Below are 24,130 nucleotides of genomic sequence, written 5' to 3'. Positions count from 1 at the left end.
CTTTATATGCAACTATGCGAGTAAGAAATCCCAGAACTGGTGTATACGATTATGAATTTCAGGAATGTAGTCCTGAAACTGTTCGTCAGACAGCGAGAAGATTTTCTGATAATCAAATTGCTTGGTACCGGTCTGGAGTTGCCAATAGAATTGCTGTGATTCAAGAGTGGAAGCGAGAATTGATTTCTACAAAGGAACAATTAATTGGTGCTTTGGCTACTGACACAGGAAGAACATGGGAAACAACTGCAGAAGTAGACTGGGTAATTGATTCGATGGATAAATGGTGTGCAGTTGCCAGAAAGTTTTACGAGCAGCACGATTACTGGATTCCTTATCCATTAATTACTGTTCTCAGTCCCTGGAATTTCCCGTTGGCTTTATCTATGATGGATACGCTGCCTGCTCTATTATCTGGCGCTGCTGTGATGGTAAAGCCAAGTGAAGTAACTCCAAGATTTGTAGACATAGTAAAACAAACCATTGAAGGGGTTTCTGGGCTACACGATATTTTGTGTTTTACACCTGGTACAGCCGATACAGGTGCGTTGCTCGCAGACAAAGCAGATTTAATCTGTTTTACCGGATCTATCGGGTCTGCAAAAAAAGTACTGTATGCTGCCAGTAAAAAAATGATTCCCGTACTATTTGAATTGGGTACAAAAGATCCTGCAATTGTTTTATCATCTGCCAATCTGGAAATGGCAGCAGCTGCAATTGTTAGGGGGAGCACGACCAACGCAGGTCAAAGTTGCTTAAGTTTTGAAAGAATTTATGTTCATATTTCTGTGCACGATGCCTTGGTAGATTTATTGGTAGCCAAAGCAAATGAATTACAATTTGTAGATGATCAGATGCTAAAGGGTGAAATAGGACCAATTATATTTGATAAGCAGGTATTAACCATTAATACGCATCTGGAAGATGCATTCAATTTAGGAGCTACCCTTGTTACAGGTAGTAAACAATGTGAGGAAATCAACGGCGGATATTATTGCAGACCAACGGTGCTGGTAAATGTTACCCAGAATATGTTGGTTATGCGCGAAGAAACTTTTGGTCCGATTATGCCTGTAATTGCATTTGATCAGATTGATGAGCTTATTGAAATGGTGAATGCACCTGAATTTTCATTGGGTGCGGCTGTTTTTGCAGGCACTGATGATGAAGCGATAGCTCTTGCACAAAGAATAAATGCGGGTTCAGTTAGTATTAATGAAGCTGCATTAAGTGCCATTCTTCATTATGGCGATAGTGTAAGTTTTAATTGGAGCGGGATAGGTGGATTACGAATTGGCCCTGAGAATTTTAGCCGCTTTGTTAAGAAGAAGCATTTCCATTTTTAGTTTTTCCATTGCTCAATTGTTAAAGAATTCTTATTCACATTAATATGTGATTTTCCTGAAAAGAGGTTTCAAGGTTCTTTGTGGCCTAAAAATCTTTTTAAATGAAATCAATGAATGTGTTTTATGTAGCAATAATGTCAGTGCTACTTTTTTCTTGTAAAAAAAAGGAACAGCCTTTACCTACACCAGTTGTAGAACAAAAATTACTCAAGAAAATTTCTACGAGTTCTCAGGAGTTTGAGTTGTTTACGTACAATGCCAGTAAACAACTAATTAAATTAACAAGTCAGTATATTGATGATCTTATCAATAATACAGTTGCAACTGAAGTGTCAATTTTTACTTATCAAGGCAATCTGCTTTCAAAAGTTCAACACCAAACAGGTTCTATGGAATTCTTTTACACCAATGGAAGGGTTGATTCAATCAAGAATTATACAGAGAACAACAGGCTTATCAGTACCGAATATCCTCAATATAATGCGCAGGGCAAGTTAATATCTGTCACAACCAACTTCTCAGGTTTATTCCCTTTAATGCCAGTAGCAATGATGAGGACTTTTACCTATAACGCCGACGGCAATTTAACTGAAAATAGTTACTCTTTAAAAATGAGCAGAAACAGTGACTATGTTTTTCAAGAAAAGACGGTTTTCTCAGATTTTGATAACAAGCCCAATCCTGAATCATTCAACTATGTTGACTTTTATTTTCCAGGCGTAACCCTTTTAAAAAACAATCCACGAAAGATAAAAGTGTATAATCATAACAATGATTTAGAATCTGATATGACAGTGAGTTTTGAATATGATGCTGCAGGTTATATCACTAAAAAGACTATTAATACAGTAGGTAGCCCGAATCCGGAAGTGGCTTTCTTTGAATACTATTAAATATATCACATACTCATGTGATTGTTTGGATCACATGGGTATATTTTCTTTGCTTTAAATTTATTTACGTGAAAACACTTATACTACTTAGTGCTTCTATATTGTTCTTCAGCTGTAGAAAAAGTCCACAGCAAGTTCCTATACCTGCACCTCAAGAGCCATCTGTTAAATTGCTCAAAAAAATTTCCACTGATCCCATGGAGTTTCAGTTTTTTGAATACAATGCTAATCGCGACTTAACTAAATATACCGTCCAATTCATAAATAACATAACGGATAGGACAGTTAGCAAACTGTCTACAGAAATAATTTACGATAATCAGTTTCTGGCTAAACAGACGAGTCCTGCAGGAATTCAACAATATTATTATACGGGAGGGAAGCTTGATTCAATTAGAACCACTGCTGTAAATGGTAAGTGGATTAGTACGGTATTCCCTACATTTAATAATCAGAATCAATTGGTTGCAGTTTTAGAGTTAATCCGTCAGAGTGGTCCTGATGCACCCGATGCTATTAAATATGAATATAGCTATGATTCCCGCGGCAATCTTGCTTTACAAAAGACTTATTCTCGCTTTGTAAATAATCCAAAATTTGTTTTTGTTGAACAAACTATTTTCAGCGATTATGATCAATCTGTTAACACCGAATCTAGGGCGTATGGAAATATTTTCATTAAAGGGGTTACCATGATGAAAAATAATCCTGGTAAGCAAATCACTTTTGATGAGAATAACTTGGTAACCAATGAAATCCAATTCATTTATACTTATTTAAATGATGGATATGTTGCTACAAGAATAAAGAAGCAGAAAGGTTCGGCTACTGACTTAATTTATACTTATGAATACTATTAAACTGAAACCGAATAAAGTAGGTAAAAATATTAGCAAAAAGGCTACTACAAATCTACCTGGGGTATTGGGTATTTTACTTTTGATTATTTTTTCTTTTAGCTGCTCTACGGTGAATCTTCATTTGGAGGGAGATTCCTGGAACAACAAAGAAGCCTATGACGTAAAAGGGAGGGGCATTGCCTTTACCAAGGAAAAAATAAGCTTTGGAAATTATTCTACTCACTATGTTAAACGTTCCTGGACCCTTGGTGGTCCATCTACCTACGGTATAGGAACCGGTTTGCCAGGTACTCCTGAATACGCAAATATTATTTCTTTGAGCTACATTAAAAAGAGACAAACACTTCGGTTTGGCATTTCTGATGATAAAGGAAATAAGTCAGATGTTTTTGCTGTATCCAACTTTAATTCCCGCGAAGTTCAGGTAGGTAAAAACGAGAATAGTCTTTTTAATATAGCGCTAGATATTTTGCAGCAAGCTAATAAACCATCTACTTCCATATACTATGTTCAATTGTATATGAATGGGGATGAACAGCCCTGGCAGATGATACATGATAACTATACTGCACAGCAGCCCACCAAGAATTACATTGGCTATCTTGCTAGATCAAAAAATCAGTATTATCAAATTGTACCTGTGAGTAGTATGATTAATAGCAAGGGTAGAGTTTTGAATATGCCAATGGGTGCTTATGGCTTTGCTTTTTTAACAAGGGAAGGTCAACCTCTAGCAGCTGTTTCGTTACTTAACAAGGGAGCTGTTTATTTTGCAAAAGAGGTTCAGCCAGATGAAAAGTTTTTATTTGCAAATGCCGCTGCTGCTTTGCTGATGCAACAGGAATTGGGAAGTTAACCCATAATTCCTCTTACTGCGCCCCCATCTACGGTAATAGTTTGACCCGTTATAAATTTACTTTGCGGGCTTAGTAACCAAATGGCTAATCCTGCAAAGTCTTCTGCTTCGCCCAGTTTGCCAACAGGTATTTGAGCTATGCCTGTTTTTTTAGCATCTTCAAAAGACATTCCTGTTTGTTCAGCTTTTTTAATATACAATCTGTTTATGGCAGGTGTATTGTGTGATCCAGGTCCAAGAATATTCAGGGTTACTCCAGATTGTGCTATTTCCTGCGACAAGGTTTTCACCATTCCTACTACGGCCAGTCTTAAGGAGGTACTTAATACCAGATTTTCAACGGGTTGTTTTACAGAAACACTTTCTATATAAACAATCCTGCCATAGCCATTGTCCATCATTTTAGGAATGATGGCTTTAGTTAAAGCTACTTTCCATCTGAGAATTTGTTTGTATGCTTGATCCCAATCTTCCAGACTGGTTTCTAAAACCATTTTTGCCGGAGGTCCTCCAGCATTGACAACCATTCCGTGAATGGTTCTGTTGTCAATTTTTTTTAGAAGAGCATTAAGTGTTTCTTCGTTTGATAAATCGCCAGAAAGAATTTCAATTAATTCAGGTGCATGCAGTTGAAGCTCTTTTAGTTTTTCTTCTCCTCTGGCTACTGCAATTACTTTTGCCCCTTCGTTTACCAGTGCTAAGCTGATAGCTTTACCAAAGCCAGAGCCGGCTCCACCAACAATAAATAATTGATTGCTAATTCCTAAGTTCATGCAACAATTTAAACAATTTTGTCTTTAAAAGCTTTTGCTACTGCTTCGCTTTTACTGTTTACATGCAATTTTTCATAAATTTTTTTGATATGACTTCTGACAGTGTCAATAGCGATAAACATTTCAGATGAAATCATTTTGTAGCTGTATCCATTAACCAGGAATTGTAATACTTGTTTTTCCCGATCGCTTAAGTTATAATCTTCTCCTTTACTGTTATTCATAGAAGAAAACATTTTTAAAACTTGAGTAGCAATATTAGCACTCATTGGGGCTCCTCCACTCGCAGCTTCCGCTATATATTCCAGCAATCTTGCCGGAGCTGTCTTTTTAAGAATATAACCGTTTGCACCATTTTTTATAGACTCAAATACATTTTTATTATCATCAAAAACAGTTAACATTAAAATTTTTACCTGGTCATTCGTGGCTCGAATATTTTTTAATCCTTCAATGCCATTAATGCCGGGCATATCTATGTCCATTAAAATCACATCTGGTTTAAATGCCGCTACTTCATCTACAGCATTATTACAGTTTTTGTATGCTGCTACCACAGAAAATCCTTCACTCCCATCAATCAGCATGGTTAATCCTTCTCTTAACTGTGGATTGTCTTCGTAAATAAGTACTTTAATCATTGGGGCATTTTTGTATATTAAAAATACAAATTCATTGCAGTTAATTCAATCACATAAATATGTATTCTTTTACAGTTATTTCTATCTCCTAAACATTTGTTTTTAGAACCCTCTTCCTCCAGTTAATATTAGATAAGTTTTCGGAAGGTATTTCTTTACAATACTTCCTGTTAGTATACAAAAAATCATGACTACTAATGGAACCAATAAGTAGCTTAAAAGTCTATTCAACCAGATCCCCTCTGTTGACATAATTACAAATTTCATTAAATAAGGCAATAAAGGAACGTGTAAAGCAAAAATGAAAAAGGAATAGTTGCTAATTTGTAAAAACCATTTTTGCTGTACAGTATTCTTAATTACTGGATCAATTCCATACCAAATTGCTATCATGCCGCAAATAATGCAAGCACGATGCAATATCATTAAAGTGAAAAATGTTGTTCCAGTATTAGGCTCAAGCTCAAATGCCATAAATGTTTTGATAATACAAAGTCCAAGGAATAAAATAAAGAAGATGCCTGTGCTTAGCCATTCTGGTCTTTTCTCTAGAAACACGCCCTTTTTCTGTGCCCATATACCTATGCTGAAAAAAAATAATCCCTGGCCATCAAATATGAAGATTTGTACAGACACCATCCATATTAATAAGGTAAATGCAAGCCAGATAATTGGAGCTTTCTGAACGCAATATTTAATAACAGGATAAAACAGATTGTATAAGAATAAAGCTAGTATAAACCACAGCTGGTATGCGATTGGTGCAAAAAGCAATCTATCAAGCATTCCTCCCCAGCCAATTTCCAAGTACGGCCTATTGTCTCCAAACTGGTCAATGCCAGTTTCCTTTACAATATTCGCAGTATAGCTGTTTTGTTGCAACAAAAAAGTAAAAAGTAGTGCAATAGCACTCCATAGCAAATAAGGGATAATTAGGGTTTTAAATCTTTTCTTAATTGAGTCAGCGTAGGATCTATTGTCATAATAGGCAAATAAATAACCTGATATAAGAAAGAGTAAAGGAATTCTGAATCGTAAGAGTCCGTTGGCAATTAAAAACTCTAAGAAAGTTGTCAGACTTAGTGGCTCTTCAATAGTACTATAAGGGGCTAGATAAGTAATATTCAAATTATAGCCATGTACATATCCGAGTAAGCATATACTAATAAAAGTAAAAAAGCGAAATTTTTGACTTAGTATTCTGTTCATATATTTTTATTGTACAGGGATGTCAAGTTGGATAGTTGTACCAGTATTTATTACAGAGTTGATTTGAATCTTGCCATTTAGCGCATCTGCTCTTTTTCTCATATTTCCCATTCCATTCCCATTATCTGCTTCTTGCACATTAAACCCTTTACCATCGTCTGCAATGAGAAGACTCAGTCGCTTTCCTGTAACTGAAGCAACTATTTTAATTTTTGAACAATTTGCATATTTAGCTGCATTGTTAACAGCTTCTTTGAAAATCAGAAAGAAGTCTCTACGTGCTTCCATGTTAAGCTTTACATCGTTTACCTCCTCTGAACTTTGAAATTCAAGCATAATATCTTTGGCCTCGCATACGTTGATGGCAAATTCTCGCATGCGAGCAAGAATTTTCTGCATGCTATCATTGCTAGGCTTAATGCTCCATACAATGTCATCCATTGCCTCCATCATTCTTTGACTATTATCAGAAATTTTATTCAGGTATTCACCTGTTTTGAGCGAATCACTAATTCTTGCTTTAGCCATGGAACTCAAAATATTAATGGTACTTAACGTACTTCCCATATCGTCGTGCAAGTCTCTCGCAACCCTAGTTCTAATATTTTCAACCTCAATCAACTTGTTCAGTCGTAACCGATGCATTGTATAGGCAATTAATGTTATTAGGGTGAGTAAACTGCTGATGAACCATCCTGTTCTCCAAAACGGAGGTCGGATAAAGAGTTGCATGGAACTGATATTTTTTGATCGATTCCCCTCATTGTCTTCACAATATATTTTAAACGTATAGTTCCCCGGTCTTAAAAAAGAGTAGTTAACTGTATTGTTTCTATCTGCTTTAATCCAACCCTCGTCTAGCCCTTCCATCTTATAATAATAAGTGAGTTTGTCTCTTAGTAAAAAGCTTAACGATGAAAAACTAATGGCAAAACTGTTCTGATCTGCATTCAATGCTACTTTAGGCAATAGTTGTAAAGAGTCTACTGGAATATAATGGTTAAAAAGCTTGAAATCGGTTATGGCTACATCGGGGGGTAAAGCATTATTACTAAAAGCAGAAGGAGAAAAATAGATAAGTCCATTTGATCCCGCAAAAAGAATATTATTGTCTTTTGTAAGAAAATCAGCTTCTGTGGTTAGGTTAGCAATAACAATACCATCTTTTTTCTCATAGGGAGTTATTATCCCATTGATTGGATTGTATCTGCAAAGTCCGTTTCTGGTTATCATCCAAAGATTACCTTTATGGTCTTTTCTAATTCTTAAAACTGAATTAGCAGGAAGACCTTCGTCAACAGTTAGCCAAGTAACTTTTTTTGATTTTTTATGTATAAAATTAAGCGCACCTGCTGCATACACAATAGTACTATCGTTTAATTGGTCAATATCATCACCGCCTTTTTGAAAAAGAGGATTTGACTTGTCTGAAACAGTATAATGATGAATTAGCTTTTTCCCGTCTTTGGTAAAGCAGTACAATCCTTGATTTAAAGAGGTAACCCATAGTAAACCTTCATTATCAAAGAATAATTTTCGAACAATGGTTCCTATTTGCTGAACTTTTTCAAATTGCTTTCCATTATATTTTATGATGTCCCCCCTTTGACTGCTCATCCAAATATTCCCATCATTGTCTTCGGTAATAAAGCGAATGGTAGAACCATTTAATTCCTTTACGGTATGAAATTGCATTTTGCGGGTAACTGTGTCGTAAATCATGTATTTGCTAAACTGACAGCCTAACCATATTTCACCATTCTTTCGTTGGTGAAGACTCCAAATTTGTTTGTAATGAATTTTGTCGGCTTCACTTAATCCCGAGGGCATTTTTTCCAATAGGTCATTCTTATAGCTCATTAATTCCTTGTTCAGGGTAAGTAAGCCCGATCCCCATGTACTAAGCCAGTAGCCCCCTGATGCCAGTTCTAAAATGTCTGTAATCTCAATTCCACCCTTGGTTTCGCTAAAAATAAAATTCACTACATTGCCCTGACTACTCTGATCACTGGTCATATAGATACCGTTGTCGCTGGCAATCCATATATTTCCGTCTCTATCTTCTGTCATGTCATTGATATTCTCATATTGAATACCAATGCTACTTCCAAATTCACTTTTATAATAGTTGAATTTATTGAGTCTTTGATTGTAACTGTATAGCGCATTGGCTCCATACATCCATAGACTTCCTTTTTTACTTTCAAAAAAATACCTGAGTTCTTCGTATTGAAAATTTGAATTTAAACCGGCAGTATCTGAAAGTGATGTACCGTTGTATTCATAAACCGTTTTTACATGTTTATCTGGCCATCCGAATATCCAAAAACGATCTCTCTTGTCTATATATATTTCTGTTAGATTTTTCCATTTATATTTCTCACTCAAAAGAGGAATAGAAAGCGGATTATATTCCTTTGTATATAATTTCTTTGTTGTTCTGTCAAATACCGCCAATCCTTTCTCTCCACATACAAACCAAATCTGGTTCTTCTTTTTGTATTCAGCAAAATGTTGATTGGGATACCAGCCTGTTGGAAATAAAATTTCTTTTTCAGGGAAAAACTTTTTTACTTTTTTATCATATTTGAATAAACCTATACCATATATATTTAAGAACACATTTTCCTTACTGTCTAATTGAAGCCTCATCGAATTTTTAGCGGGAATAGGTGTTTTTGATTCAATGGGTATATGTATGTATTCTAGCGAAGCATGATTGAAAAGACCAATTTTTCCTTGTGACCCATAATTCAGAAGCAATTGCTGCTTTCCAACCGGAATTATTTGATGTAAATCGGCTATTGGCAAATCATTTTTTTCTGCCTTGCTTATTCCGTAACTGATAAAACGATTGCCGTCAAATCTTTGCAGGCCATTGGCTGTTCCAACCCATATAAATCCTTGCTTGTCCTGATATATAGTATAGGCTACATTAGAAGCTAACCCCAATCCATCTTCCTTGCTAATTTTTAAAAACGCATAGCCTTCTCTTTGAGATTGAATGGTTGTTGAAAAACAACAAAGCAAAAGATATAAGAATAGTTTTTTCATCTAAACAAATTTACTAGAGCCCAACCATTAAATGAATGCATGTGAGCTAAAACCACATGTTTATGTGAGCATTGTATCGGTCTTTATCAATAATTCACATTAATGTGCGGTTGAATACGCTACCAGAACTTTTCATTTTTGCTTTATCAAATTATTTAAAAAAATCAAATTCTCATTTTATGAAACAGTTTATTTTATCTCTTGCTATTGCAACGTTTTCACTTAGTTCTTTTGCATCAACTGGTATGAAGCCAGATTTTAAAGCGGGTAAAGCCATAGCAGCACCTTATAAGCGCTTAGTAGTATATGGCAACCTTAAAGTTATTTTGGTAAACGCCGATGAAAAGCAGGTTTCCATCCACGACCAAATTGGACAAACAAAAGTGAATGCCCTTTACAGTAAAAACGAATTGATTATTGACGGATCAGCAGTGGATGAATTTAGCCCTGTTACAGTTCGTGTACCAGTAAATCAATTGGAGCTTTTAGAAATCAATGGAATAGCTTCTGTTATTTCAGAAAACACTTTGCAGCTAAATCATTTAACGGTTTCTATGCAGGGCGAAGGAAAAATTGATATTAAGAATACAGGAAGCATTCAGGTTAAGTCTGATAATGGTATTCAGTTTAAAACGATTAAACAAAAAGGCCAGGTAACCATTCACTAATACAATTCTTTTCTCTATATAAATGTTGGTTTATTATTAAGCAGGGCCCGGGTTTCCGGGCCTTTTTAAAAAAGTATTTTATGCAGTCTAATCAAAAATTCATTGCGTTATTAAACGCTCAATTCAACGATATCCAATGCTACTTTCAGAACAATATTTTTTCGGCCTCTTACGATGAATTATCTGCCGTTCCAGCTTGGGGTGGATGGTCGGTGTTAGAAGTATTAGATCATTTAAATTTTTATAATCGCTGGTATTTACCCAGAATTGATGAAGCTATTCAAAGAAATAGACTAACTGCATCAGATGTGGCTGTCTTTAAATCGGGTTGGTTAGGCGGCTATTTCACTAAAATGATGAAACCTAATGCTAACGGAACAGTTTCTTCTAAAATGAAAGCTCCTAAAAATGCTATCCCAGCTACGGTTTTAAATCCAGATTTAGTACTTAGTCAGTTTTCGTCTCATCTTTCCCATTTACATTATTTACTTCAGAATGCCATACATGCTGATTTAAATAAGGGCAAGATAGTTACTTCCCTTTCTTCTGTAGTTCGAATTAAGACAGGAGACAGTCTTGCTTTTTTACTGGCTCATATGGAAAGACATTTTTGTCAAATTCAATCTATTCAAAAAGGGGTATCACATAAATATGTGATGCCAGCGTTGGAAAAAGTCATCTAAAAAATGATTGAATGGTAATAGTGTCAGATAAGCGGTATCATTTGAATTTTTTCCAACTTATTTAATAAGTGAGTCTCTTTTTTTCACCAGTTTATGTGATTTCGAACCTCCATTTAAAAATCAACTTTTGTATCCTCAAACTTTTTTTATGTTAAAGCATTTTACTCTTAGCTTCTTTTTAGGTTTGTTTGTTTTGGCTGCTTCTGCAACAGACCACGCATATGGCAGTACCAATAAACCGAACTCACCTAAGGAAACGAATATAGGCGGAACTATTATTGCCGATAATAAACCTATTGTAGGCGCAGTTGTCTATTTGTTAAAAGATACTGGCAGTCATATTGTAAAAACAACCCTTACCGACAATGACGGCAAATTTAATTTTACCTATTTGCCTGAAAAGTTTCGCATTAAAGTAAATGCCTTGGGATACAATGATTATATAAGTGAAGTGAAAACACCGGGCAGTGATATAGCGGTAATATTAACCCCATCTGATAAGTCAATGTCATCTGTTACTGTTGTGTCTCAACGTAAATTAGTTGAGGTAAAAACAGATAAAACCGTCATTAATGTGGATGCAGCACCTACTAATATTGGAACAACTGCATTGGAAGTGCTAGAGAAAGCTCCTGGCGTGGTAGTAGATAAAGATGGTAATATTTCTATGCTCGGCAAAGCGGGTGTGGTAATTATGATTGATGGAAAGCCTACTTACATGAGTAGTGCAGATGTTGCCAATTATTTAAAATCACTCAGTAGCAATCAATTAGATCAGATTGAATTAATTACACAGCCCTCTGCCAAGTTTGATGCAGCAGGTAATGCAGGAATTATTAATATCAAAACAAAAAACAATAAACCCATGGGTACCAATGGCTCAGTGGGAGCTACGTATTCACAAGGTGTAAACAGACGATTATCTCTTAATGGTAGTTTAGGATATAGAAAAGGGAAACTCAATCTTTTTGGAAGTGCCAATTATTTTGATAATATGTCATTTAATCAGATTGACTTGTCTAGAAATATTCGCAACGTAAATACAAAAGACATTGTATCGGTTTTAAAGCAATCTACTACGATGGGTGTTCATGTGAAGCCATTTAACACCAAATTCAGTTTGGATTATCTGGCATCTCAAAACACCAGTTTGGGAATGTCGTTTTCTGGAAATTTTAATGATAACTTTTTTACCCTCCCAACCAGAATGGAAGTTAGTAACTCGTCAGGAGTGTTGCAAGGTGTGTATAATTCTAATACACAAAATGCCATGTCGATAAGTAATATCATTGGAAATATATACTGGAAAACCAAGTTAGATACAACCGGAAGAGAACTAACTGCGGATCTTGACTATATCAGAAACAGTTCCGATTTCAAACAAGAAATGAGCAGCTACTATTATCCTCAGTTGAATAATCCAGCAGAAACTCCTTATATATTGAAAGGAATTAATCCGTCCATAATTAATGTGTATTCTGCAAAAGTTGATTATGTACATCCCTTTAAGAAAGAAGGCAAACTGGAGGCCGGACTTAAAGCAAGTTTTGTGGAGACAGATAATAATTCTGCTTTTAAAGTCTTAAAGAACAACAATTGGGAGGTTGACCCTAGAAGCAATGAATTTATTTATAAGGAAAATATATATGCAGCCTATGTGAATGGAAGTAAACAATGGAAAAAATGGGGTGCTCAACTGGGATTGCGATTGGAAAATACCATTATGAATGGCAATCAGGTTACTACACAACAACAGTTTAACAGAAACCTCTTACAATTATTCCCAACAGCTTTTGTTAGTTATAAAGCAAGCGATCTTAGTACTTTCACTATTAATTTTGGAAGAAGAATAGATCGTCCTAATTACCGCGACCTAAATCCCTTCCAGTTACTATTAAATCCATTTACCTACAATCAGGGTAATCCCAATTTGAGACCACAGTTTACTAATAATGCCGAGCTAGGGTATAGCTATAAAAACGGTATGATTACTGCTAAACTTGGATTTTCAAGAACAACAGATATTATAACTGATATTATTCGTGCCAATGATGCTGAAAAAGTAACTTATCAGACTCGTGAAAATATTGCTTCAAGAGATAATATCAATCTAAGTCTGGGTTATAATAAATCTATTAATAGTGTTATTACGACTGGCCTCTTTGCTAATATTTATCAGAATAAATACAAAGGATTGTTTAATAACGAGCCATTAGATGAGCAATACACTTCTTTTTCATTCAATATGAATAATCAGTTCAAATTTAAAAAAGGCTGGTCTGCTGAGTTAAATGGATTTTATAATCATAAAAACCTTCTATTAGCACAAGCATTTATTGAACCCATGTGGCAAATAGGATTTGGAATTAGCAAGCAGGTATTTAACAATAAGGGTACGATTCGTCTGTCTGCCAGAGATATCTTCTTTGGTCAAAAAGTAAGAATCAACCAACAATTCCAAAACTTAGACAGCCGCTTTCAGCAATATGCAGATTCAAGACATGTAGCACTTTCTTTCACATTCCGGTTTGCTAAAAACGCATCCAATGTTGTCAGAAGAAATGGCGGGGCTTCTCAAGAAGAGCAAAACAGAGTAGGTAATTAATTATTTGCCAATCATTTATTCTATAATTAAGAATTCGTTTTCAATGAAAAAATATATCATATTCCTTTTAGTAACTTTTAGTGCTGCATTGGTCTATTCATGTTCTGGTAATCATCAGTCAGAAGCTATGTCTGCTGATAATAATGCTCCTAGCTTAGACCAAAACAAAGCAGCCAGCATTGCTCGTGGTGAATACCTGGTTAAGATCTCGGGATGCGGCGATTGTCACTCCCCCAAGAAAATGACTCCTAAAGGGCCTGTTGAGGATTCTGCATATTTATTGGCTGGCTTTAGATCAAATGATCAACTGCCTCAGATTGATACATCCGTGTTAAAAAAGGGCTGGGCATTATTTTATGCGGAAGGTACTGCTATGGTTAGTCCTTTGGGTATTTCTTATGCAGCAAATATTACTGCAGATGAAACAGGTATTGGAAACTGGACTTTAGAGCAATTCAAAACCGCTATGACTCAAGGAAAATGGAAAGGGTTAAAAGATACTAGGTCTTTACTTCCACCAATGCCTTGGCAGAATTTTACCAAAATGCATCCGGAGGATTTGGAAGCTATTTATGATTACTTGCAAAGCACTAAGCCAGTGGAAAATATAGTACCAATGGCTGTCTTTTCAACTCAATAAACCAATTTAATAGTGTTTTATTGTGCTTATATAAGTAGACCAAAGACTTATATTATTATTCCTTATTCTTCTGTGGTTGCAGATGGTTCTGCAGCCATTGCTTTTATTAGTAATTGAAACTTAGTATTTAGCGATACTGTGAATAAACCACCCTCTAAAATTTGTTTTGTATTTGCATCTTCCAGCATTACAGTTGCTAGATCGGATGCCAGAGCAGAACTGCTGATTAAATTAGCTACTTTACCATTTTTAAATTCAATGGTGAATTTATAACCAGCTTTTCTGCCAGTACCCATGCGTTCGAAATCAATTCTATTCAAGTCTAATACCTGATTATCTTGTTTTGTTCTTTTTAGTAAAATACGAATAATGGGTAGGTACTTGATCCAAATTTGGGCGTACATGTAGCTGTGTTATAAGTTAAGAATAAAACAAAGGTCCGAAATTTCTTCGCCATTTCCGAATTTGGTTTTAAAAAGACGTCATATCTTTTATATTCGCAGGTATATGAATGATATTTCAAGCGTAATCATCCAGCAATTAATGGTACATCAGGCGGGTAATGCTGCACAAGGTGGCCAACTAATTCTTTCGGAAACAACCCATCATTTGCCCGATGAATTCTGGCAGCAAACCCTTGCCCATTTTTTCCTGAAGCCCTTTAATGAAGCCGAACAATACCGACTCCAAACACAGGATAATTTGGTCTATACTATTATAAATCAGCTATTTAGTAATGAACTTTCACTAGAATCTGCTAGTAAAACACTGGCAGAGCATTTTCATTTGAAGTCTCAATCGGTCCATGCAAAATCCGGTGAGTTTTATTTGGCCGAGTTTGATAATATTGGTTTTGATGGATCCGCATATCGTGCTATCGGCCTTTTTCATACTTCCATTAAAGACCAGTTTCTTAAAGTAAAAACCAAGCCAGGAAATATTCAATTGTCCATTGAAGAGGGAATTGATTTAAAAAAAGCAGAAAAGGGGGCTTTGATATTGCAAAAAGAAGCCGATCAGGGTTTTATAGTCTTGATTCATGAGTTATCAGCAGCCAGACAGGCAGATGGGGCGTTCTGGAAATCGATTTTTTTACAAAGTTCTCCTATTATAAATAGTTACCATAATACCAATGAAGCACTGGGAATGTGCAAGCTGTTCATCAGCAACGAACTCAATGAACATTTTGAAACCAGTAAAACCGATCAGATTGATATGCTCCAACGAAGCATGGATTATTTTAAAACACATGATCAGTTTCAAATGGAGGAGTTCAGCAAAGAAGTTTTATATCATCCTGAAGTGATTGAAAGTTTTACGCAATACAAACAGCAATATGAAGTAGCCAAGCAGGTTAATATTGAAGACGAGTTTGCCATTAATCCGGCAGCTATTCAAAAACAACAGCGCCATTTCAAAAGTATTTTAAAGCTTGATAAGAATTTTCATGTGTATGTACATGGAAGAAGAGACCTTATAGAAAAAGGCTACGATGAAATGACAGGCAAGCATTATTACAAATTATACTTTGATCAGGAGCAATAGCAACATTACTAAATTCAATCAGAAAATATCTTCCATCATTCTGCGATAATCGTATTGAAGATCTTCATGCAAGGTGCCTAACGATTTTTCTATTTTTTTCCGTTGCTGCTGGTATAGGTTATTCAGTGCTGTACTCTTCATAAAAGGAATACCTGATTGCTTTAAACATTTACTGAAATGAAGCAAAATAGCTACTTCAGCTTGTTTTGATCCCATGTACCGAATATGTTTATTAGCTATTCTCAGGATTTTTCTGATAGATTTCTTGGCAAAGTACAAATTTTGACCTGGGTCAATCTCATCCATCTCTGAACTGATTTCCTGGTTTACTTCCTTGATGTAGAGCTCTTCATCGTTTGCTTCGAAAAGTAAATAGGTAAGCAACTCTTTGTTTTCTTTTTTAAACTTCGCCAGACGTAAACAGAGTTCCGCTAATTCTTTGGCTGTATTACCCATTAATGCCTGTTTGATTTCATGCACAGTTGCTGCTTTCATACAAAATTTGCGTACTTTGGTTATCACAAAAAAACGATGATTATGCCAGTGAACCGCCGTAAATTTTTACAACAGGGAACTTTAGCTGCATTGGCTGCTGTTTCTATGCCTTCATGGGCTTCTGCAGCTGCCAAAAAGAAGTTTATAACAGGGGTGCAATTGTATTCTGTAAGAGATGATATGCGTAAAGATCCCCTTGGTACTTTAAAAGCTGTTGCAGAAATGGGGTATAAAAATGTGGAGCATGCTAACTATGTGAATAGAAAGTTCTACGGATATGCTGCAGCAGACTTCAAAAAGGTATTAGATGATTTAGGAATGAAAATGCCTTCTGGTCATACTGTTATGGGCGCCAGTCACTGGGACGCTTCCAAAAAAGACTTTACTGACAGCTGGAAATACACCATTGAAGACGCTGCTATTGCAGGTCAGGAGTTGGTAATTAGTCCTTCGCTGGAATCAGGGTTAAGAAAATCAAAAGACGATATGCTTCGCTTCATGGAGGTATTTAATAAATGTGGTGAGCTATGTAAAAAATCCGGAATGAGATTTGGCTATCATAATCATGATTTTGAGTTTACTCAAATGATGGGCGAGGAAACCATGTATGAAGTCATGTTGAATAATACTGATCCTTCCATGGTGACACAGCAGTTTGACATGGGCAATTTATATGGAACGGGTGCAGATGCGCTCGCAATTGTAAAAAAGTATCCCGGAAGATTTGTTTCCATGCATGTAAAAGACGAGATAAAGCGAGCGAGTGGAAATGGTTATGAAAGTACCATTTTGGGTAAAGGGGTACAGAAGGTAAAAGAAATTATTGACGAAGGCTTAAAGAATGGAGGCACCATTCATTTTATTGTTGAGCAAGAAGCTTATCAGGGTATCCCTCCGATAGACTGTATCAGGGAAGATATTAAAGTAATGAAGCAGTGGGGCTACAAATAGCTTAATACATAAACGAAATTAGGAGTATGAAAAAGATTGTATTGTTTCTGAGTATATTAATTGTTTATACTGCTGGTGCGCAATCGCCCACACCTGCTGATATAAAACGATGGGAGTTGCAGGCTAAGCAGGTAAACATTGTTCGTGATAAATACGGTGTTCCCCATGTTTATGGAAAAACAGATGCTGATGCGGTCTTTGGATTAATGTATACCCAGTGCGAAGAAAATTTTGAACGTATTGAACGCAATTATCTTGAAATGCTTGGCAGAAGGGCCGAAATGGAGGGAGAGAAAGTAATTTACAACGACTTGCTGATGCGTTTAATTGCAGATAGCAATGATGCTAAAAAGGATTATTTACAGAGTCCACTATGGCTCAAAAAATTGTTGAATGCACATGCTGATGGCATTAATTATTTTTTATATAAGCATCCAGAAGTAAGACCTGTTGTGTTACAAAAATTTGAACCCTGGTTTCATCTGATGTACACCGATGGCAGTGTCTCTGCTACCAGTACTGGTGGAGCATCCGTGGATGAAATAAAGCAGTTTTATGAAAATGGTCCGGAGACAAGTGCCATTGCATTCAATGGTATAAAGGAAATTGAAGAAAGAGGCTCCAATGGATTTGCTATTGCCCCCAAGCGTTCAGCAACCGGTAATGCCATGTTGTATATTAATCCCCATGTTCCCTTTTATTTTAGATCAGAAGCACAATTGGTAAGTGAGGAGGGTTTGAATGCTTATGGTGCAGCAACCTGGGGACAGTTTTTTATTTATCAGGGATTCAATGAAAATTTGGGTTGGATGCATACATCAGGATACACAGATGTAGCAGATTTGTATGAAGAAAAAATCAGTAAGACAACTAAGGGCTGGATGTACGAATACGACAAAAAGCTTTTACCGGTTAAGTCTAAGTCCATCACAATTTATTATACTGCAAATGGAGAAAAACTGGCGAAAACCTTTACAGCCTATTATACACACCACGGTCCAATCGTGGCTAAGCGTAAGGATAAATGGCTGGCTTTAAAAGAGTATAACCGTTCTTTAAAAGCATTGATTCAAAGTTGGAAAACTACTAAGGCACAGAATCTGGAGGAATATACAGAAGCCATGCGTGGACTGTCTAATACGACGAATAATACAGTATATGCAGATAACAAAGGCAATATTGCATACTGGCACGGGAATTTTGTTCCCAAAAGAAATCCAGGGTATGATTATACGCTGCCAGTAGATGGCTCAACTTCTGCAACAGAATGGCAGGGTCCGCATCCCTTAGAAGAGACTGTGCATCTGATTAATCCTTCTAGCGGCTGGATGCAGAATTGCAATGCAACCCCATACACTCTTGCCGGAGAAAGCAGCCCGAATAGAAACAACTACCCCTATTATATGGCTCCAGACGGTCAGAATGCAAGAGGATTAAATGCCATAAGATTGTTGAATAAAAAAGACAGCATCACTTTGGATGGGTTAATTGAAATTGGTTATAACCGATATCTGGCTGCTTTTGATATTTTGTTGCCACCTTTATTTAGAGCATATGATGCAACACCTAATACTGATTCATTAAAAATGAATATTAAACCAGCAATTGATATTTTAAGAATATGGAATAAAGAATCGGATACAAGCTCAGTTGCAACCACCATTGCTATTGATTGGGCTACTAAAATCAATGCTTTGTGGCCAAGTGCACAAACCAAAGAAGAGAGTACAGAAATCATTGGCAGGTTCAACGCAATGGCTAATGGTATTAATGGAAAAATCATGATGGAACAGCTACGCGATGTGTTGAACGAGTTGACAGGAAAATATGGTCGTTGGCAGGTTCGCTGGGGTGCTATTAATCGTTACCAAAGACTTTCAGGAAAGTTTGCTGAAATTTATGATGATAATAAACCTAGTCTGGCGGTTCCACTGACTTCTTCCCGTTGGGGATCATTACCCGCTTTTGAAAGCAGGTCTATGTATAGTTCAAAAGGTCGCTATGGTTTTTCTGGCAATAGCTTTATAGCAGCTGTTGAATTTGGAGAAAGAGTAAAAGCAAAAACGATAGTAACAGGAGGACATAGCAACAATCCCTTATCTCCTCATTTTAAAGATCAGGCAGAAGGATTTGTATACGGTAAGTTCAAAGATGTTTTCTTTTACAAGGAAGACGTAATGAAAAATAAGGAAAAGGAATACCATCCAGGGGAATAACCTACTGGATGGTATAACTCATGCCGCCGTCTTTTTCGTCTTTTAACTGAACACCCAGTTGGGCCAGCTCATTTCTGATTTTATCAGAAGTAACAAAGTCTTTTCTTTGTTTTGCTTCTTTGCGGATATTTATCAATAGTTGCAATACTCCATCCAACTTGTCATTGTTGTCTGCTTTGCTAGTTTGTAAGCCGAAAATATCAATGATAAATGCTTGCATTTGTTTCTTTACCAGATTGATAGTATCACTGCTTAGAGCATTTTCAGCAATATGTTTGTCTTTAATGGAATTGATAACAGGCACCAATTCAAACATATTGGCAATTACTTTAGCTGTATTGATATCGTCGTTCATGAATTCATTGAACTCATTCACCAGTTTTTCTACTTTCTCATCAAGCACTTTGTCTGCAGCAATTTCAACTGTATTGGCGTTGAAGCTCATTAACCATTCGTAAGCATCCATCAGTCTTCTGAGTGCTTTTTCACTGGCCTGTAAAGCTTCGTTACTAAAGTCCAGTGTGCTTCTGTATTGAGACTGTAGTATAAAAAAACGAACGGTAGATGGAGCATAAGCCTGTTCCAGTATAGGATGTGTGCCACTAAATAGTTCGCTGAGCTTAATCACATTATTATAGCTCTTACCCATCTTTTTACCGTTGATCGTAATCATATTATTATGCATCCAATATCTGGCAGGCATTTGATGATTACATACTGTACTCTGTGCAATTTCACATTCGTGATGGGGGAACTGAAGATCCATTCCGCCGCCATGTATATCAAATTCTTTTCCCAGATATTTGGTGCTCATAGCAGAACATTCAATATGCCAGCCAGGGAATCCTTCTCCCCATGGACTTTGCCAGCGCATGATATGCTCGGGTGGTGCATTTTTCCAAAGTGCGAAATCAGATTTATTTCTTTTTTCATCCTGGTTATCCAGTTCTCTGGTGCTTTCAATTTGTTCGTCCAGTATTCTTCCACTCAAAATTCCATAAGGCTGCCCTTTGGCAGAAAAGTCAGTATTATATTTTTCTACATCAAAATAAACGGACCCATTTGCCTCGTAAGCATAACCGTCTTCAATGATTTTTTTAATCATTTCTATTTGCTCTACAATATGGCCAGTTGCTGTGGGTTCAATGCTGGGTGGCAGGTTGTTGAATTGATTCATGGCCCAGTGGTACATATTGGTATACTTTTGTACCAGTTCCATTGGCTCCAGCTTTTCTAAAACTGCTTTGCTGCTGATTTTATCTTCTGCAGCTCTTCCCTCTTCCTCAAAATGCCCTGCATCTGTTATATTTCTTACATATCTGACCTTATAACCCAGAAATAGTAAGTACCTGTAGAGTACGTCAAACGTAATAAAGGGTCTTGCATGACCTAAATGGCTTTCTCCACTTACGGTTGGTCCACAAACATACATCCCTACATAGGGTGGGTTTATGGGCTGAAAACTTTCTTTTTTGCGGGTAAGTGAGTTATATAATTTTAGCGACATGATGCCGCAAAGTTATTTTATTTTCTTAAACGAATATCAGCTACAAGCATGATATGGTCACTAAGGGCCTCGTCTACCATATCAAATTGCTTTACATCAAATTGCTGGTCTGGTAAAATGTAATCGATTCGTAAAGTGGGTGCAATAGAAATAAAGCTTCTTCCAAGGCCAAAACTTCTTTCTAAAAAAGCATCTTTCTTGTTCCCTCTAATAGAAAAATAAGTGTAAGAATTAGGAACATCATTAAAATCTCCTGAGATTATACTGGGATAAGGGCTGCGTTCCATTGCTATACTGACCAATGTTGTTTGCTCACCTCGCTTTTTATAGGCTGCTTTCATTTTTCGCATTAAACGCAAAGTGGCACTAAAAGAAGATTCATTAGGGTCTTTTATTTTTTCTATATCTGCGTAATCGTTTTTCTTAAACTTAAATGATTGTAAATGTGTATTGAAAATTCTAATTGTATCACTTCCTTTTAGTAAATCCGCATAAATCAGACTCTCTTCTGATGGAAAAGCAATTCTCCCTGTATCTATCATCGGATATTTTGAGAAAATAATACAGCCCGACTGATATTCACCATCATTTCGCTGATAGTCTCTTGAAAAGTAATAGTAGGGGTGGGTTTTACTAAATAGCTGAATATTATTTTCAGTTTTGGCAGTATTGAATTCCTGTAAACAAATTATATCAGGGTAAGTCTTTAAAATGCTGGCTGCCACTTCCTCACGCACCATTTTTTTTGCCAGTTTGTTTTTAGAAAGCCCATTAAAACTCTGAATATTCCAGTTAACAATTCTGAAATGATTTTCTGCTTTTCTTTTGGTGAAAATTGCATTCCCTGTCCATGCAAACACAACCACTATTTGTTGCCAACCTATTAAAAGTGCAATGATTGGTAATAAGGACCAGATGGGTCGGGTAATTAACCAGAAAAGCGCCGATAATATTAGCAGTAAAATTAAATAGGGGGTAGATAGTGCCAGTATGCCATGAAGCCAGAAATCATTGGGATTTACATAAGGCGAGAGGGAAGCAATCAAAAAGACCAATACTATGATTGCGTTACTGATGATGAATATTTTCTTTGTTGTCTTTCTTATCCAACCCTTGGCCATAGACTAAAATTACAAAAACATTTAATTGGACAGGCTAATATCTGCCACAATAGGATAATGGTCGGACAAGTCTAGTGATGGGCTGTAAAATTGTTTTGCGGATAGATTTTTTGAAGTTAGTATTACATCTATTCTTAAAAGCGATTTTGCACTTCTGTAAGTTCCACGAATACCTGAACCAGCATCCAGATAGGCATCTTTGGTATATTTTCGTAAAGTATGATAAACATAGCTGGCAGGAACAGAATTCAAGTCAGCGCAAAAAATAAAAGGAGTCCTCGTTTTTTTAAACTCCTGCGAAACCAGCAATGCCTGTTTACTGTGAATCCTGTCGAAATACTCAAGTCTTTCCAACATGTTAGAGTGAAATAATAAAGCAGTGTCTTCTTTTACATATTTTAAATCACCCAATAATTCCGGAGTTAATGTATTATGATGCAAAAACATCGACTTGAAATGAGTAGTGAATATTCTTATATTTTTCCCATTCACATTAATGTCCGCATGAGCAACGCTTTCAGGATGAGAGCTGAGTTTGTATTTTACTCTTGCACTATCTGTAATAGGGTATTTAGAAAAAATAATTGTACCATAGTCCAGGTCGTCCATGCTGAAAAAGTAATGAGAAAAGCCAAGTGAATCCTTTATATATTTAGTTACATCTCTTTCTGCATATCCCGGAGATACAATATAGTCCTGAAAGCAAAGTACGTCTGCATTCATGCTTTTTAAAAAATCAAGCATGCTTTTCTGTTTTACAACCCATGAATTATCACCGGCTTCACCGTATAGAAATTCATTTACATTCCAGGAAACAACTCTTACAGTATTGCTTTCTTTTGTATTCTTAAACTCTTTTTCTGTCCTGAACGGATAAGTGTTTGATAGGTTCTTTGTACCTAAAATCAAAATTATAAAATACCACCATTTTCGCGGATAGAAAATAGTCACAGATAGCAGGCACCATGTAAAAACAGCTACGAATAAAATGGGAAATCCGATGGCAAAAAAAGTGATACCCCTGAATATAGCAGGATTTAAAAAGCTACTCAGAGAACTGATAACAAATGATGGAATCAGCAAAGCGCCACCAATCGTAAAGATTTTTTTTGTGTTTGTAAAGAATGGACTGTTTTTTTGCATTATAAGTCTTGATCGCTGGCTCTGTTGAGGAATTCTTTTTCCTCATCCGTTAAGAACGCATAACCATGCTGGTTTATTTTATCTAAAATAGCATCCAGCTTTTGTTGGGTAACATTTGCTATTTTTTCATAAGGTTTTCTATTTACCCTGTAGAAGTGTTTTTCCTGTTGTTTTAATTGATTGTTCTTTTTTTCAGGATTAAACAGATTGTCAAACCAGTCTACCAGCCCAATCATCCATGCACTCCAGTCTCTGCCTTTTTGTAGTTGCTTAATAAAGAAAAATCCCATGGCACCACCAGCTAAGTGAGCTGCACCTATGCCAGCATTGCCTCCAGATAGTGTAGCAAAATCAATTGCTACAAAAACAAGGGTAAGCACCCATAGTGGAATACCGCCGTTAATCATGGGGAATAATCTGTAATCGGGTGCGAGCGTGGTGGTAGCCAATGCAACAGCCATAACAGCAGCACCTCCACCCATCATGGCAGGGGTGGCAAGTATATTTCTTTCCAGAACAGGAAATAAATTATTGGTTAAGAGAAAAACAACTGCCCCTGCAAATCCACCATACAGGTATATGGGTAATAGCTTACTGTTGCCAGCTAAGTCCTGTAAAATAAATCCGAAGGCCCAAAGCCACAATAAACTGCTAATTAACTGCCAGATACTTAAATGTGTAAACATGGTAGTGAACAAGGTCCATGGACGGGAGAAAAAAATCTCTGGTACTGGCGATAAAGTAAACCAGTCGAGGATTTGCTTGTTGAAAAACTCTAATGGTATATCCGACAAAAAGTAAATGATCCGGATAAAGTTAATCAGTAAAAATACAAGTGAATTGACTGCGAACAGAAATACGAGCGCATTGTTGTCCTGCCCTAATAATATGCTTCTGGTACTTTTTTGTGATAAGAGTGACATA

21 protein-coding genes are annotated in these 24,130 nt (G+C 36.3%); 11 read left to right on the top strand and 10 right to left on the bottom strand.

Annotated elements, in window-relative coordinates; translation table 11 throughout:
- The first annotated feature begins 14 nt into the window (after positions 1 to 14).
- The 4 genes from TEGAF0_RS09730 (at position 15) to TEGAF0_RS09715 (ending at position 3,955) form a co-directional block, all read left to right on the top strand.
- A complete protein-coding gene (locus tag TEGAF0_RS09730) occupies positions 15 to 1,346 on the top strand; it encodes an aldehyde dehydrogenase family protein (protein ID WP_264897984.1) in 1,332 nt (443 codons plus the stop codon).
- Between the two features lie 101 nt (positions 1,347 to 1,447).
- Entirely contained in the window at positions 1,448 to 2,239 is a 792-nt protein-coding gene (locus tag TEGAF0_RS09725; RefSeq protein ID WP_264897983.1) for a hypothetical protein, read from the top strand.
- Between the two features lie 68 nt (positions 2,240 to 2,307).
- On the top strand, positions 2,308 to 3,099 hold the full coding sequence (locus TEGAF0_RS09720) for a hypothetical protein (protein ID WP_264897982.1): 792 nt from the start codon (positions 2,308 to 2,310) through the stop codon (positions 3,097 to 3,099).
- The gene (locus TEGAF0_RS09715) at positions 3,086 to 3,955 is read left to right on the top strand and encodes a hypothetical protein (RefSeq protein WP_264897981.1); all 870 of its coding nucleotides are present in this window, start codon (positions 3,086 to 3,088) and stop codon (positions 3,953 to 3,955) included. The genes TEGAF0_RS09720 and TEGAF0_RS09715 overlap by 14 nt, the downstream gene beginning before the upstream one ends.
- Here the strand turns inward: TEGAF0_RS09715 and TEGAF0_RS09710 are convergent.
- The 4 genes from TEGAF0_RS09710 to TEGAF0_RS09695 form a co-directional block, all read right to left on the bottom strand.
- Positions 3,952 to 4,728, bottom strand: a complete 777-nt coding sequence (locus tag TEGAF0_RS09710) for an SDR family oxidoreductase (protein ID WP_264897980.1) — start codon at positions 4,726 to 4,728, stop codon at positions 3,952 to 3,954. The two genes, TEGAF0_RS09715 and TEGAF0_RS09710, sit on opposite strands and share 4 nt — an antisense overlap.
- An 8-nt stretch (positions 4,729 to 4,736) precedes the next feature.
- A complete protein-coding gene (locus TEGAF0_RS09705; RefSeq protein ID WP_264897979.1) occupies positions 4,737 to 5,369 on the bottom strand; it encodes a response regulator in 633 nt (210 codons plus the stop codon).
- Positions 5,370 to 5,471: 102 nt separating this feature from the next.
- Entirely contained in the window at positions 5,472 to 6,578 is a 1,107-nt protein-coding gene (locus tag TEGAF0_RS09700; protein WP_264897978.1) for an acyltransferase family protein, read from the bottom strand.
- Positions 6,579 to 6,584: 6 nt separating this feature from the next.
- Positions 6,585 to 9,632 (bottom strand): ligand-binding sensor domain-containing protein, encoded by a 3,048-nt coding sequence (locus TEGAF0_RS09695; protein WP_264897977.1) that lies wholly within the window; start codon positions 9,630 to 9,632, stop codon positions 6,585 to 6,587.
- A 179-nt stretch (positions 9,633 to 9,811) separates the two neighbouring features.
- Between TEGAF0_RS09695 and TEGAF0_RS09690 the strand changes: the two genes are divergently transcribed.
- From TEGAF0_RS09690 to TEGAF0_RS09675, 4 genes are all read left to right on the top strand, one after another.
- Positions 9,812 to 10,300, top strand: coding sequence for a DUF2807 domain-containing protein (locus TEGAF0_RS09690; RefSeq protein WP_264897976.1), 489 nt, complete (start codon positions 9,812 to 9,814; stop codon positions 10,298 to 10,300).
- Positions 10,301 to 10,380: 80 nt separating this feature from the next.
- Positions 10,381 to 10,983, top strand: coding sequence for a DinB family protein (locus TEGAF0_RS09685; protein ID WP_264897975.1), 603 nt, complete (start codon positions 10,381 to 10,383; stop codon positions 10,981 to 10,983).
- A 148-nt stretch (positions 10,984 to 11,131) separates the two neighbouring features.
- A complete protein-coding gene (locus TEGAF0_RS09680; protein WP_264897974.1) occupies positions 11,132 to 13,588 on the top strand; it encodes a TonB-dependent receptor in 2,457 nt (818 codons plus the stop codon).
- Positions 13,589 to 13,631: 43 nt separating this feature from the next.
- Positions 13,632 to 14,228: a diheme cytochrome c-553 gene (locus TEGAF0_RS09675; RefSeq protein WP_264897973.1), complete on the top strand. Its 597-nt coding sequence runs from the start codon at positions 13,632 to 13,634 to the stop codon at positions 14,226 to 14,228.
- Between the two features lie 62 nt (positions 14,229 to 14,290).
- Here TEGAF0_RS09675 and TEGAF0_RS09670 read toward each other — a convergent pair whose 3' ends face one another.
- Positions 14,291 to 14,632: a hypothetical protein gene (locus TEGAF0_RS09670; RefSeq protein WP_264897972.1), complete on the bottom strand. Its 342-nt coding sequence runs from the start codon at positions 14,630 to 14,632 to the stop codon at positions 14,291 to 14,293.
- Positions 14,633 to 14,735: 103 nt separating this feature from the next.
- Here TEGAF0_RS09670 and TEGAF0_RS09665 point away from each other — a divergent pair, with 103 nt between their 5' ends.
- Positions 14,736 to 15,773: a nucleoid-associated protein gene (locus tag TEGAF0_RS09665; RefSeq protein ID WP_264897971.1), complete on the top strand. Its 1,038-nt coding sequence runs from the start codon at positions 14,736 to 14,738 to the stop codon at positions 15,771 to 15,773.
- 18 nt (positions 15,774 to 15,791) lie between these two features.
- Here TEGAF0_RS09665 and TEGAF0_RS09660 read toward each other — a convergent pair whose 3' ends face one another.
- On the bottom strand, positions 15,792 to 16,268 hold the full coding sequence (locus TEGAF0_RS09660; protein WP_264897970.1) for a hypothetical protein: 477 nt from the start codon (positions 16,266 to 16,268) through the stop codon (positions 15,792 to 15,794).
- Between the two features lie 42 nt (positions 16,269 to 16,310).
- Here TEGAF0_RS09660 and TEGAF0_RS09655 point away from each other — a divergent pair, with 42 nt between their 5' ends.
- Positions 16,311 to 17,219 (top strand): sugar phosphate isomerase/epimerase family protein, encoded by a 909-nt coding sequence (locus TEGAF0_RS09655; protein WP_264897969.1) that lies wholly within the window; start codon positions 16,311 to 16,313, stop codon positions 17,217 to 17,219.
- 26 nt (positions 17,220 to 17,245) lie between these two features.
- A complete protein-coding gene (locus tag TEGAF0_RS09650) occupies positions 17,246 to 19,435 on the top strand; it encodes a penicillin acylase family protein (protein ID WP_264897968.1) in 2,190 nt (729 codons plus the stop codon).
- A 1-nt stretch (position 19,436) separates the two neighbouring features.
- On the opposite strand, the gene cysS is transcribed toward TEGAF0_RS09650, so the two are convergent.
- Genes cysS through TEGAF0_RS09630 form a run of 4 tightly spaced genes read right to left on the bottom strand, consistent with a single transcriptional unit; the run spans position 19,437 to position 24,129 of the window.
- Positions 19,437 to 20,942: a cysteine--tRNA ligase gene (cysS, locus tag TEGAF0_RS09645; protein WP_264897967.1), complete on the bottom strand. Its 1,506-nt coding sequence runs from the start codon at positions 20,940 to 20,942 to the stop codon at positions 19,437 to 19,439.
- 17 nt (positions 20,943 to 20,959) lie between these two features.
- A complete protein-coding gene (locus TEGAF0_RS09640) occupies positions 20,960 to 22,063 on the bottom strand; it encodes an endonuclease/exonuclease/phosphatase family protein (RefSeq protein ID WP_264897966.1) in 1,104 nt (367 codons plus the stop codon).
- A 21-nt stretch (positions 22,064 to 22,084) separates the two neighbouring features.
- Positions 22,085 to 23,206, bottom strand: coding sequence for an endonuclease/exonuclease/phosphatase family protein (locus TEGAF0_RS09635; protein ID WP_264897965.1), 1,122 nt, complete (start codon positions 23,204 to 23,206; stop codon positions 22,085 to 22,087).
- Positions 23,206 to 24,129 carry a rhomboid family intramembrane serine protease gene (locus TEGAF0_RS09630; protein ID WP_264897964.1) on the bottom strand — a complete coding sequence of 308 codons (924 nt, stop codon included), beginning with the start codon at positions 24,127 to 24,129 and terminating at the stop codon, positions 23,206 to 23,208. Before TEGAF0_RS09630 ends, TEGAF0_RS09635 begins: the two co-directional genes overlap by 1 nt.
- Between the last annotated feature and the right edge of the window lies 1 nt (position 24,130).

It is taken from the genome of Sediminibacterium sp. TEGAF015 (assembly GCF_025997995.1).
Classification (GTDB): Bacteria; Bacteroidota; Bacteroidia; order Chitinophagales; family Chitinophagaceae; genus Sediminibacterium.
This window is presented reverse-complemented; position numbering and strand designations above follow the sequence as displayed.